Annotated in this window: 8 protein-coding genes; 2 read left to right on the top strand and 6 right to left on the bottom strand. The window is 43.9% G+C overall.

The features are described from left to right. The first annotated feature begins 3 nt into the window (after positions 1–3). Positions 4–1,989: a plastocyanin/azurin family copper-binding protein gene (locus LZG71_RS13240; RefSeq protein ID WP_233821102.1), complete on the top strand. Its 1,986-nt coding sequence runs from the start codon at positions 4–6 to the stop codon at positions 1,987–1,989. 64 nt (positions 1,990–2,053) lie between these two features. Beyond that, positions 2,054–2,818 (top strand): DUF1080 domain-containing protein, encoded by a 765-nt coding sequence (locus tag LZG71_RS13245; protein WP_233821103.1) that lies wholly within the window; start codon positions 2,054–2,056, stop codon positions 2,816–2,818. Between the two features lie 7 nt (positions 2,819–2,825). On the opposite strand, the gene LZG71_RS13250 is transcribed toward LZG71_RS13245, so the two are convergent. From LZG71_RS13250 to LZG71_RS13275, 6 genes are all read right to left on the bottom strand, one after another. Continuing rightward, positions 2,826–3,923 carry a hypothetical protein gene (locus tag LZG71_RS13250; protein ID WP_233821104.1) on the bottom strand — a complete coding sequence of 366 codons (1,098 nt, stop codon included), beginning with the start codon at positions 3,921–3,923 and terminating at the stop codon, positions 2,826–2,828. Between the two features lie 138 nt (positions 3,924–4,061). Beyond that, positions 4,062–6,797 (bottom strand): alpha-glucuronidase family glycosyl hydrolase, encoded by a 2,736-nt coding sequence (locus LZG71_RS13255; RefSeq protein ID WP_233821105.1) that lies wholly within the window; start codon positions 6,795–6,797, stop codon positions 4,062–4,064. Between the two features lie 29 nt (positions 6,798–6,826). Continuing rightward, positions 6,827–8,464 (bottom strand): hypothetical protein, encoded by a 1,638-nt coding sequence (locus tag LZG71_RS13260; RefSeq protein WP_233821106.1) that lies wholly within the window; start codon positions 8,462–8,464, stop codon positions 6,827–6,829. Beyond that, positions 8,451–9,881, bottom strand: a complete 1,431-nt coding sequence (locus LZG71_RS13265) for an alpha-L-fucosidase (RefSeq protein ID WP_233821107.1) — start codon at positions 9,879–9,881, stop codon at positions 8,451–8,453. The genes LZG71_RS13260 and LZG71_RS13265 overlap by 14 nt, the downstream gene beginning before the upstream one ends. A 57-nt stretch (positions 9,882–9,938) precedes the next feature. Beyond that, positions 9,939–11,978 carry a glycoside hydrolase family 127 protein gene (locus LZG71_RS13270; protein ID WP_233821108.1) on the bottom strand — a complete coding sequence of 680 codons (2,040 nt, stop codon included), beginning with the start codon at positions 11,976–11,978 and terminating at the stop codon, positions 9,939–9,941. Positions 11,979–12,008: 30 nt separating this feature from the next. Further along, a complete protein-coding gene (locus tag LZG71_RS13275) occupies positions 12,009–14,186 on the bottom strand; it encodes an alpha-rhamnosidase (protein WP_233821109.1) in 2,178 nt (725 codons plus the stop codon). Positions 14,187–14,191: the final 5 nt, after the last annotated feature.

Here is a 14,191-nt window from a genome sequence, read left to right on the forward strand (position 1 = left end):
ACAATGCGCATCGGATTTAAGCATTCAAAAACGGACTCCTGCTATGTTATTCTTCTTTTGACTCTGTTTATTTTCCTTTCAGGCAAGTCAGTGGCGCAAAATAATATTTCAACCAACGAAAATCGATTTTATAAACGAACCAATGTACCGATCCCTGATTCCGTAATGCTGGAAGTTGGCGGACTCGCTTTTACCGCGGATGACAAACTTGGCGTAGCCACCCGGCGAGGAGAAATATGGCTGATTGACGATCCTTATCAAAAGAAAAACAAGCTTCCGAAATATTCGCTTTTCGCCACCGGTTTGCACGAACCTTTGTGGCTGGCCTATAAAAAAGGCGCTTTTTACACGACTCAACGATCTGAATTAACCAGAATAACAGACACCGATCATGATGGTGTTGCGGACTCTTTTCATACGGTATATTCCTGGCCAATTTCGGGAAACTACCATGAATACTCTTACGGTCCGCTTATTTTGCCAAACGGGGATATGCTGGTTACGCTTAACCTTTCCTGGGTTGGTCGCGGTGAAAGCCTGACCAAGTGGCGTGGCTGGATGTTAAAAATCACAGATGATGGCAAAATGACGCCGTTTGCAACTGGTATGCGCTCACCTGCCGCTTTTGGATTGAATAACAAAGGAGATATTTTTCTCGCTGAAAATCAGGGCGACTGGATAGGATCAGGCCGTATCACGCATTTAACATCAGGAGATTTCGCAGGCCATCCGGCAGGGCTCCGCTGGTCTGGCGAGCCGAATTCTCCGCTTGATCTGAAACGATCTTCTTTCCCGGATTCCGCCGGAATTCTGTACGATTACGCCAAGGGAAAGCCACATTTCAAAGTTCCTTCCATCTGGTTTCCGCATACGGTTATGGGCATTTCCACCTCAGCCATTTTATCCATCAATACAGATCAGTTCGGTCCTTTTGAAGGTCAGCTGCTGGTAGGCGATCAGGGGCATAGCAAGATCATGAGGGCGTTTCTCGAACAGGTGAACGGGCAGTATCAGGGAGCTTGTTTTCCTTTCCGGGAAGGCTTTTCTTCCGGTATTCTGCGCATGGCCTGGGGCAGCGACAACTCCCTATTTGTGGGCATGACAAGCCGTGGCTGGGCATCAACAGGAAAAGATTTATTCGGACTGCAACGGCTGCAATGGGATGGAAAAACGCCGATGGAAATAAAAGCCATGCGTATCACCACGGAAGGTTTTGAACTTGAATTTACCAAACCGGTCGACAAGAAACTTGCCAGCGACATTGCGAATTATAAAATGACGGGTTTCACTTACAGCTATCACAAAAAATACGGCAGCCCGGTTATTAATTCAGGAAATTGCAGTGTACGCAAGGCGGAAGTTTCCAATGATGGTTTCAAGGTAAAACTGGATGTCAGCGGATTAAGAGCAGGTTATATTCATGAACTGAAAGTAGAAAATCTGACTGCGACAGACGGGGAAGTGATTTTACATCCGCAGGCTTATTACACCATCAACAGCTTTCCGGAAGGAAGTAATCACGCGCATCACGAAATGGCTCATGACCATACAGCAGCGCAAACATCCGGGTGCGCAGATAACCCCGCCAAGTCCGTACATGAGCAGCCGGCAGATTGGAGCAACCCGGATATAACCATTATCATGGCAACAAAACCGGGACTTAAATTTGACAAGGAAGTGCTGGAAGTAAAGGCTGGTGCCAAAGTAAAACTTGTCTTCAATAACAACGATGACATGCTTCATAACCTGGTGATAACTACACCCGGGAAAGGTGATTCTGTAGGTCAGCTCGCGATGGACATGGGCTTGAATGGTACCAATGCGGGTTATATTCCATTGACCAAAGAGGTACTTTTTCATACTTGTCTGATCCAGCCGGAAACATCACAGACCATTTATTTTACTGCTCCCACACCGGGTGATTATCCGTTTATATGCAGTTTCCCGGGTCACTCTTTTGTGATGAAAGGAATAATGAAAATCAGATAATGGTAGATTTCAGATCAAATTTCTTTACCAGAAAGATATGCTAAATCACAAATTCCAAACTACTATGAAAGTCTTTACATTGCTGCAAACAGTGCTATTTTTTATCCTTTCTCCCCTGGCTTTTGCTCAGAATGCAAAGGAGCAGGCGCTGCCACCCGCGTCGGCGACAGAGGACTGGTCGGTGAAGCCTCCGCTCGTCACGCCGGCAGTCTATGGGGTACCGCCGTCGGATGCTATTGTTTTGTATAGAGATGAAAAAGATCTGGACAAGTGGCAACACCTGAATGGCGATCCCGTGAAATGGAGCACAACGAATCATGAACTTACGATAGTACCGAAAACTACGGATATTGAGACAAAGCAAAAATACGGAAGTGTACAGCTTCACATCGAATGGAAAACGCCTGATCCAAAAGAAGACAAAAGCAACAACCGGGGTAACAGCGGTGTCTTTTTAATGGGCTTATATGAGTTACAGATCTATGAGTCATATAATTACGATACAAGAATTTATTATAACGGACAAGCGGGAAGCATTTACAAACAGCAGATTCCACTCGTAAACGCATCATCACAACCCCAGACCTGGCAAAGTTTTGATATCGTTTTTAATGCTCCGGTTTTTAATGAAGATAAAATATTGAAAACGCCGGGCTACCTGACCGTTTTTCACAATCATGTTCTGATCCTGAATCATGCAGAAATAAAAGGCCCGATGGTTTACCTGGGTTATCCGAGCTATTCGTACCACGAAAACAAGCTCCCGCTGCGTTTGCAGGAACACAGCAGCCGTGTTCGTTTTCGTAATATCTGGATCAGGGAATTATAGCATTAAATCAGTTTTTGTAAACCAGCATTTTTCGCACGCGGGAAACATCGAAACCCACCGCAAATTTTAAATTAACCTGGGTGCCGCCATAATCCCTTATCAAATTGGAAGGGTTTAGCGAAAGTTTGCATTTGTAAAAGAAACGGACTTTCTCATCCGGATCGTTCAGGTTTTTGAAATCACGGTTGACCTCAATCCCTATCATCGGACTGTAACCAACAATATCGCGCTTATCCCCTTCCTGAGTCTTTCTTGGGGCAAATTCATTAAGTCCCAGGCCGGCATAGGGTACAAGCAACCACTTATTTTTTTGAAATTTATACCCATAAGACAATTCAATCCCGGCAAAAGTTGTTTTCATTCCCGATGGCCATTCACCGTCTTTTTCCAGACCAATTTTCGTTTTGTTAAAACCCAATAATAAATCCAGCGCAAATCTTGATCTTTTCACATCAGCTTCCATTCCAAAATTCAGACCGGTGGCATTTTTAAAAAACTTTTTTGTATCACCATTAAAAAAACTCGTCCCGATTCCGGCATATATCCCGATCTGCCATTTGCCCACCCGATCTTCTATTCCCACCTCAGGAGTACTAATTAAAAGTTCAGCTACTTTATTTTCCCAAACTTTTAACATCTGATTTCTATTCTCTGCAAGCATATCACGTTCGAGCTTTTTTCTTAATTCAGAAACTTCCTGACTTGACTCAAAGAAAATCTTATCCATCTGAGTTTTTGCGGCATTCACATTTCCACTAAGCTCGCCTAATTTGAATGCGCGTACTTTGATTAACCTGCTTTCATAGCCACTAAGGTCAAATAGTAACTGTGCGTATCGCAAAGATGTTACCAATGTGTCCGGAAGACGAGATCTTTTCTTACTAAAAACCGCCTCTGCCTCTACTATCGGCACATATCGGACAAAGGATATCTGTTGAAATGCATAGGAATAATGCAGCATTACATCTACATAGCCGGACTTTATGCCTTGCTCAACCGAAAAATCGCCTAATTTCAGATGTTTACCCAAGCTCCATCGAATGGTATCCGACTGCGCATAAGTCTGATTATGAGTTATAAAAAAACATAAAACAAGAAATGACAAGGTAAATTTTTTAAACATAATGCGACGCAACAACGGATAGTGGGGGAAATATTGTTAAACATAAAAGTAACTACGTTTTCCCAAAACATGGAAACCCGCAGTTACTTTAATTATCTGTCACAATGTTACCGATACGAATTATTCAAATAACCCATCGAGCTCTTTGCCGCCTTTTCCTTGTCCGTTATCCTTTACGGCAGCTTTAATTTCCTGATCCGCATTAACAAAACCAAGTACCAGCACTTGGCCTTTACCCAAAACCAGCGTATTGTCTCCCGGTTTGAAAGTATAGGTATGAACATTAACTTCTGGCAGATCTGATAATTTTACCGCGCCCGTAATTCTTACTTCCGCTTGTCCATAATCGTTGGCACTGGCATCCGTTTCCAGATTCGGAGGAGCAAGAAACGTTTTTTCTTTACTCTGAAAATAACCGACCAGCACTTTTACAGGTTTTTCATTATGAAAACGGATGATGGTCTGCTTTTTCTTCTGATCCTCTGCGCCAAGTTGTATTCCTTTTAATGGTTGCAAAACATCGGATACTTCGGTCAACTCCGATGCTTTGTCCTGAAACACTTTTTGGCCTTTTTCCAAAGAATAGAATCTTGTACCCTTATCAGCAAAAGTTACCTCTGCTTGCTTAACTGATTGATGATCCGTGAGCTTAAGACTCTTACCACTTTTCAACGAAGCGATATTGGCTCTGAAAAGATCCAGTTCTTTCTGATAAAACGGTAGCAGCTCAACCCAGGTCTTATTTTTCCCATCGTCACCTCCTACCGGCACCCGCCTTTGTGCAGTTTGCATACTGTTGGCATACAAATAAGTATCTTTTGTAAGTTCGGCGAGCTTCTGGTAGTGTTTTACACTTCTTTCAAGATGCGGAAGTGCCTTTTCCAAATCTTTAATATCATTGGAGTATTTATACCTCAAAACCAGTTCGGCCGCTTTTACTTTCTCATAGAAAAAATCGGCCAGTGCCTGGTTGCAATACATATCATTGCTGACGCGGTTAAATTCTTCTTTATTTTTTGTCACCAACGGTGTCGCCTTGGCAATAGCCTCCGTAGATAATTTGCCATGGCTGACAACCTCGTCAATAATCTGCACAGGTGTTTCACCCGAATGTTTTTCTTTCTTCCATTCTTTTTCAACGTAGTCCACCAGCTTTTCACCATCAGGTCCATCCGAATTATAAAGCTCCGGCCAGACACGGTACTTATAAGGATTCACAAGCTGGCTCATGGTCATACCCAGTGTCATCGTTTGGCGGTTTCCATTGGTTATTCCAAACCGCCGCAAAAGTTTTGGCGCTATTTCACCTGCCTGCTCATAGGCTTCCAAAACATTTTCCCCACAATTATCACAGCCAAAATCATCATTTAATTGTTTAGACCAATAAGAAACTTCTTCGGTTCTCTCACGTCTGCAATTCCAGGCATATCTTGCCCAGGCTTTGTACCAAACCCAGTCCCGATCGATTTGCAGCTGCCGCGGCGTCACGTTATCTGCGGTGTACGGCCAGTCCCAGTACGATGCTTCGGGATATAAGTGTAGTCCGTTAGCTCCGTGCACATCATGCATTGCCTGCACACTTTTCTGAATAAAGTCGGCAGAACCGTATCTGAAAGGTTCCAGATTTGCCAGAATATGAACATTATCAATATGTGTAGATCCAAGTTCGCTCATTTCCCGGTGCATTTGCGCCCACGGCCCACGCGGCTGATAAGTAGTCAGGGCTTCGCCATTATACTTGTTCATCGTATACAAATTCTTGTACAGCGGCAGTGACGCTTTCATGACCAGCTGCGGGTTGGTATCATGCCCCCTCAAAACGACCGGCGGCTGAACGGTCGTGCCCAATGCAGTCAAGCCATCTTTTACACCCGGTAAAATCGTTTTTGTAAACCATTCCACATCCGTATCATCACCTTCCATTGCCTCACCCAATGTTATCAGCAAACCCACATTCGGATATTTTTCAACAAATGCAGCGATGGATTTTCTGGTATAATCAGCGATTAAGGGTGTAATGGGACGTTTCCGATCCTGGGTTTTGATGTTATGTTTTTCAGCAAAAGGTTTTGAAACGATGATATTATAAAACATCTGGATCACCCAGATTCCCCGTTTATCCGCTTCTTTCGTCAGGAAACTGAACATTTCTTTATTTTTTGCGAAAGTCTGCTCATCCACTTCCAGTGCATAGGGATAGTCTTTCAGTTTCACCAAAGAAGCAAACGGATGACCATTCCACAAATACAGTGAATTCATCCGGTTTTCGGCCATCATATCCAGATACTTTATCCACAGTGCTTTATCATAAAACCAGGGAAAGTTTTCGGGCGTGTAGGGATATTCATACACGGTTCTTCCCGGCAGATAATAAGGTTTCTGGACACCGATGCAGGCACCCCGCAAAACCATTTCCGGCTGGTCTGTAATCGAAATAGTTTCAGGGATTTTACCTTCCTTTTTAATTTGTTCTGATAATTCAAAACAACCGTAAAGCACGCCCGAATGATCGGCGCCGGCAATGAGAATATCCTGCCCGGAAGAGTGCATTTCAAATCCTTCTTTTCCCGGAATTTTACCCAGATCGATTTTAAGACTTTTGGCTTTATTCAGTATTTCAGCATCACCGTACAGACCGATCGTAATTGTAATGCCTTTCGACGATTTTGCTGGTAAATGCAGAATCGTTGCCTGATAGCCGGATAAGTCCAGCGATTTCTTTAAATTTTCCGCCCCGAAAATCACCCGGTTATTTGCATTCTTCGCTGTATAAATCGAGACCGGCGTTGCTGCATAAGTCCGGATCGTAAAGGTTGCTGCCAGGATTAAAAGCGTATTTAACAAAAATCTTTTCATGGTATATTTTTAATTCTTGACATCAATTTTCACTTCAATTCTTTTCTCCTCTCAGACAGCACTTCCGTATTTAATTTTACTTTTACCATACCCATCGGATGGAACCGTTTCGATTTATCAATGGCTGCGTATACAATGGTGTATTCATTATTCCCTTCCGGAATGATTCCCAGAGGTGTACGCATAATATCCCACCACTTTTTCACTTTTGTATGAATCGGAAAATAATGTGCTTCGGTCCAAGTGATCCCATCTTTTGACAAAGAATAACCAAACATATTGGGCAAATGATGTCCCCAATCATCCGGCCCTCCGTCAAACATGGCTATGTAGGTACTGTCCGGCAACTGACTTACGATCGGGTTTTCGATAAACCACGGATGCATGGAACGGATAGGATTTATAGTGGTGTCCATCCGTGTCCAGGGTCCTTCCAGCTTATCCGATTTAGCCAATCCTACAAACCAGCCCTTTCCCATTTTTGTCGGATAATCATCTCTTTTTTCATACGGATAGGCGCCGCCATAAAAGCTCAGCCACTGATTTCCCACTTTAAAAGGAAAAAATGAATCAACACCTTGCCGCCCCTCCCAAAGCTGCGAATCCCAGCCCGGCTCCATCACGATTCCCAAATCACGATAAGGTCCACCCACACCTTCCATGCCTTCCTTTTCGGATTCACTTCTCCATATTCTGCCAAAAGAATGATTGGGACTCGTTTCTTCGTCGCAGACATAGGCAAGATAGAAACCATTCCATCGGTTCGTTTCTTTATTAAAAACCGGCATAAACGACCATAGAGCGGCGCGCCTGTCATTCAGCGGATTGTCATCACGGGTAATAGCATACGTACCGCTGGCCTGGTAAACGGTCGATTGCCTTTTCCAGTGAATCGCATCCCCGCTGGTCCAGTGTCCGATTCTGGTTTTGATTCTGTCATATTTTGAAGGCTGCCCGATTTCGCCAGCTCTTTCGGTTGGAAACATGTGATAAACAGCTCCGACCTTTACCATAGCACCTCCTTCAAAGCCACCTTGTATTGCTTCCGCACCCGGACTTTTCTGATCCACCACCGGATCATTTTGTCCACCGAGAATTTCGAACAAAGCTTTTTTCTCAGAAAATCCTTCCACTACATAAGGTTCCCATTCCCGCCCGTCAGGAAAATCGACATTTCGGGGTGATAGAATCTGTTTGTTTTGAACTACACCCAGTAAAACATAAGGCTGACCGATATTTAATTTTATCGTTTGCACTCCCTTTTTATAAGGAATAGCATATACATCCACCGGTGGCATTCCGGTAATCGTAACTCCTTTCGCAAGAATTTTCTCCGCATTTGCAGGAATTTTTTGAGAAGGTGTTTCGTGAAAAAATCCAACCAGAATTTTTGCCGGCTCCTTTAATTTCAGTATAATCTGTCCATCCTGATTCTCCAATGGAAGTTTGATACCTGTGATGCCGTCAAGCTCAGGCGCTACACGAACAATACAGTTTTTCTTTCCTAAAAAAACATGGCCCAGATCAGCCGTTTTGTAGGTGCCATACTGCTGACCGACCATTTCAAATGCGGCTTCTTTCCATACCGGTATTTTTGTTTGAGGCTGTGCCAAAGCCAGGTGGCAAAGGCACAAGAAAAGAAAGAACAGGTTTTTATTCCGTTTCAATTTTGAAGACATAAGCGATATCGGATGGTACTCTGGTTTTAGCTGGAATTGTAAATTTCAATCCGTTGGCAGTCAATTGGTTTTCACATTTTACGAGATTTTTCAAGCCGAGCAGGTTGACGGATTTCACATTTCCATCCAATGATTTTTTAGTCACCTGTTTTAAAGTCACAGCGGCATTATCTCCGGGCCATTCCAGGAAAGTCGCATACACTGTCTTTCCTTTTTGGGTGAAATAAACTTTCTGTTTTGTATCGGTAGTTTCGCCAAAAACGGAAAAAGGACGCGTTTCGTAAAGTGCTTCACCGAATGACCACATCCAGCGGCCAACCTTGTATACTACTTCTTTCTGATCGTCCGGAAATGTTCCATCTGCTTTTGGAGAAAGATTCAGGAGCATCTGACCGTTTTTACTCACGACCTCAATAAGCGTATGAATGATTTCTTTTGCCGGGCGGATCTCCATGCCTTCGGTATATCCCCATGAATAAGACAAACCCGTTCCGATGGAATAATCACATAACCAGGGCTTTGCAATGATTTTCCCGGGATTTGAATTTTCATGATCTTCCATTCCCACACCCGCAGGAATATCCTCTCCCTTGTATGTGACGATAACGTCCTGTTTTCTTTTTTCCGCTTCGTTGAAATAATGCGCCAGATAAGTCTGAATATTTTTAACCGGAACCTGTTCAAGCCAGGCATCATGGTAGATAATATCCGGATGATACTTGTCGATCAGCTCGTTACATTTATCCATCCACATTTTCTCCCACTCCTCTTTTTTCATGGTAGAGCCATAGAGTTTGGCATATTTCGGGTCACTTCCTGCCCAGCCCGGCTTCATCTTCACATTGGTATAGTTCAATTCATGATGAAGTGAGGTGAAAAATTTCATCCCCCGCCTGCGTATCGACTTTTCCAGCTCTCCTACCACATCCCGTTTGGGACCCATATCCTTTGCATTGAAAGGAGTCAACTCACTATCCCACATCGCAAAACCATCATGATGTTCGGCAACCGGACCGGCAAACCGTGCACCACCTTTGACAAACAAATCCGCCCATTCGTCTGCGTTGAACTTCTCGCCTTTGAACATCGGTATAAAATCATGGTAGTCGAATTTTTCCAACGGGCCATACATGGCCAGATGCCGCTTGTAAGTTCCCAGTTTTGAATAATCCGGGCTGTCGTTATGCATGTGCTGGATGTAGTGCTCATTATTGTAAGCAGGAACGGCATACACCCCCCAATGACAATAAATGCCAAATTTCGCGTCCCTTATCCAGTCCGGTACTTCCTTATGCTTTTCAAGTGAAGGCCAGTTGGGTTCGTAAACCTGCTGGGCAAACAACCGATCCTGAACAAGAAAAATACCAATTAAAAGAGGCAGTAATATTTTAGTTTTTGAAAACATGTTGAGATTTCGATTCTGGATATTGATCCGTTTCTATTATTGAACAACGTCTGACATTTATCTTGCAAGAGGCAGCCAGACAGACATATCGTTGTGCCCGCGGTTACCCCAGGCGTAATAAGGAACCAGACGAACCGGAATTGTTTTTGGAGTTTCGGAGGAAACTTCGCGGTATAACTTCTTGCTCCAATTTGAGTTATCGACCAATACAGCCTGGCCTTCCAATCCTGTAATCGGACTGTTTTCAATGGTCAGAGAAAATGGTTTCAGGTTATTTTTAGCCGGAATCGCCACATCGAAAATTGTTTTTCCTTTGGGAAGATCTGTTGATTCAAGACAGTAAACCACGGGGCCGCGTTTAACCGCTACCTGATTCCGGGTTTCTTCCACCAGCGGATTGGACTCAATTAACCGTACCGGCATGGGCATTATCAGTTCAATTTTGTCTCCTGCTTTCCAGGTTTTCTTAATCTCTGCATATTCCCCGGCAACCAGTTTCAACGACTCGCTTTTTCCATTTACCAATACTTTTGCATCACTGCACCATCCCGGAATCCGTAGAAATACAGAAAATGCTTCTTTCGGGGATTCTTCAAATTTGATGCTAACTTTTCCATCCCAGGGATATTCTGTGGTTTGCGAAAGTTTTACGGCGGCTCCGTTTTTGAGTACTGTGTGCAGATTATTTCCACCGTACAAATTGAAATACAAACCTTTATCCGAAATACTATACGCATACTGACTCACCTCGGCAATGGTGCGCACGGTATTCGGCGGACAGCAATTTGACAAACCAATGTAATGCTGACGATCTTTCGACCAGCGCTGTGCGAAAGGCAGAGCATCCGAATAACTCAGAGGATTGGTGTATAAAAACTTATCTCCGCTCAGGCTGATTCCTGACAAAACGCTGTTGTACAAAGCCAGTTCCACGATATCCGCGTATTTGGCCTCGCCGGTAATTTGCAGCATGCGCCAGTTCCAGAGCACATTGCCGATGTTGGCACACGTTTCATTATGCGCAGTGAAATTGGGAAGTTGAAAGTCGCGTCCATAAGCCTGGTGTATTTTCTGGACGTCGTTCGTTTTATAAGAAGTACCATCCGGTGACACTCCGTCGTAAAGCGATCCGCAGCCACCGGTAACATACATTTTATGCTGCGTCACATCGTCCCACATCACGTCCAGCTGCGACAATAAGGCCGGATCTCCCGTTTCGGCGTACACATCGGCAACGCCGGCAAAAAGATAATTTGCCCGCACAGCGTGTCCCATTACTTTGGTCTGCTTCAAAAACGGAATTCTGTCCTGATTATCATCCGTGCCTTCCGTTGCTCCTTTGATGGCGATCAAATGTCTTACCAGCGTAAGGTATTTCTGGTCGTTCGTAGTGCGGTATAACTCAGAAAGCCCCATGTAATGCGCCGGACAAATCGCGTTGCGCGCTTGCTCATCCGAGGCATTGTTATAAAAACCGATCAGAAAATCGGCCGCTTTCGTGGCAATGTTCAGCAATGTCGTTTTTCCTGTGGCGCGGTAATGCACACAGGCGGCGGTCATCAGGTGTCCGAAGTTATAAGCCTCAAAACTCAGGCGGTCTTCAAACATTTTGGCATCACCTTTTTGCTTTTGCTCGATAATCGCTTTGGTGTAGATATAACCATCCTCGCGCTGTGCTTTGGAAATCACCGAGATGGCATGATCCATAATTTCATCCAGTTTCTTATCCTTTGTAACCGCATACATACTGGCAACAGCTTCGAAGGTTTTGTAAAAGTCACCGTCGTGAAAAGACGGTCCCTTAAACTTTCCTTCTTTCAGACCAGCCGCAATTTCAAAGTTCCTGAACGAATGACTCAGCTCCGGATCTGTGTACGTTTTCCATAAATCCGGCACCATCGTTTCTTTACAAACCTTGAAGCGGTCAGCCCAAAAACCTTGCGTCCATTGCACGGCATCCAGATCCGTACTCTGCAATTTCGCAAAAGAACTTTTTGATGTATTCAGAAGGCCTTTCCCTTGTCCGATACTTTCCTGAGTAGCCAGAAATGTGCAAACAAAAGCAACCAGGATAATTTTTGATCTATTATAATTCATAATCGCTTTCAGCTGAAACTGTATTTGAAATTATTTGGCACTATACTTCACCACATATTCTTTTCCCTTTTCCACCGTCATTTCGAACATATCATTTCCCAAATCACGCACCATATTTCCTTTGCTTACCGGTTTTGTTTTACTTTTAAACCGCAGCGTTCCGGTTCCGGTATCTCCTTTTACTCTGATTTCTTTGGTACTGCAATACACAGAAATATCTCCGTCGCCCGTGGGCACTTTACCCTCCATCCATTGCAAACCGCCTAGAACCGGCTCAATGGAATACGCAGCATAAGCGGCCGAAGTCGGTTTTACACCCAGATAATATTTTCCCAAAAGATAGATGGGGCTTGCACCCCAGGCGTGGCATAGGCTTTTGCCAAACTCCCGGCCGTACATGGCATAATGCTGTGCACCACTTTCATTTGGATCGTATTTTTCCCAAAATGATGTGGCACCCAGATTGAGCATTCCACCCCAATATTCCTTCATTTCTTTTAAAACCAACGCCTGCTCTCCCATCGCACAAAGCGCTTCCAGCTCGTAAAACCGCATATAAGGCGTAGTTATTTTCTGTACTTTATCGTTCAAAAGCACATTCTTTTTGACAGCCTGTTTTTGGGCTTCGTTGAAATAATCGAAGAAAATACCGAACATATTGGCGTAACGTGTTACATTTTCGGTTTGCACACCATCCACCCGGCTATGCACGAGAGCGCTTTTGTCTTCATTCCAGTAAATTGAAAAAAGTTTGGCTTTAAGATCCTTCGCCAGGTCGGTGTATTTAACAGCAGATTCTTTATCTCCGGCTATATTGGCACAAAGCGCCATCGCTTCAAGACTTCGGCAAAACAAAAGCTGCTCAAAACTCACCTCTCCCTTTTTGCTCAACCCATCGGCCCAGTCAATAAAAACCCAGTCGCCGGTTTGTCCTTCAAGCAAGCCATCCTTATTTCTCCGCGACAGGCAAAAATCCATCAGACTTTGCATACGAGGGTAAAATTGCTGGATAAAAAGTTTATCTCCCGAATACAAATAGTAATCATAAATCCCCATGAACCAGTAAAAAGTGTAATCCATGATGGTATTGACATGACTGGTCACAGGATCCTTCCCGCGGTTTGCGAGCAGCGTACGGGTCACGGATGGAGAATCAAAGAGCAGGTAATAATTCATCAGATAACTCTGATAGGCATCGCCAGACCAGATCCAGCGGTCACGCTTGATTCCGTCAATAAAAAACTCACGCGTGTTAAGATGAAGTGTATATTTTGATACTTCCCAAATCTTGTTTAACTGCTCATCAGAACTTTTAAAAGCGCCACGGTCTGCGACAGGCAAAAATTCATACAACATGGAAACCGACTCGAAATTGATTCCGGCATCAAAATGAATATTCACAAACCGGAAAGCACGCGAACCAGTAAGGGTTGTATCTTTGGCCGTTGCATTATTTATTTCGAGATCATCGAGCGTCTCGCAGGTTTTAATTCCCAGCGCTTCCTCTTTGGATTCCCCGTAATAAAGTGTCGCTTTTCCCTTTCCTTTCAGTCCATGCAGTTTTACAAATCCGAAAGTTTCTTTACCGAAATCCACCAGCCACGAATTCTCAGTTTTGATAACCGAAACAGCTGCCTGAGGCTCCGTCGGCAATTTGAATTTCGACGGCGGAGACAGCGGGTTTTCAAAATTCCAGCTGCCGGCCAATAAATACTTGGTACCTGAAACATCCGATACTTTCCCGGATTCATCGATCCACTCTTTATCTTCGTTCGTTACTTTCCAGCTCGCATCGGATACGATCGTTTTTCCTTTTACAAACAGGGCCGGAACCCTGTCCTGCGCATAAACCTTGAAATTAAGCTTTTGCTTTCCAGCAGGAATCAATAGTTTTTTAGGGGTTCCATGAATCAGATTGCTATTGATTTTTACATTATAATCTCCCTCTGTATAAATTTCGATTTCTTCCGGCTCTTTCAGATCAAACTCTTTGGAATAGTCTACCATGATAAAATGACTGTCATATTTCCAGAATGGCGGAAGAAATGAACCACGCTCCGTGCGCCGGTTTTGCATATTATTTCCCAGCCATATTTCATAATCACCCGGATACCAGATCCATGTCGCTTTCCCTTGTGCGAAAAGCATGTCACTCGCCAATAATCCAGTCAGCAGTATGAGCGAAAAAATGAATTTATTGCGTTGCATTTTCA

Source organism: Dyadobacter sp. CY312 (genome assembly GCF_021390535.1).
In the GTDB taxonomy this organism is placed as follows: domain Bacteria; phylum Bacteroidota; class Bacteroidia; order Cytophagales; family Spirosomataceae; genus Dyadobacter.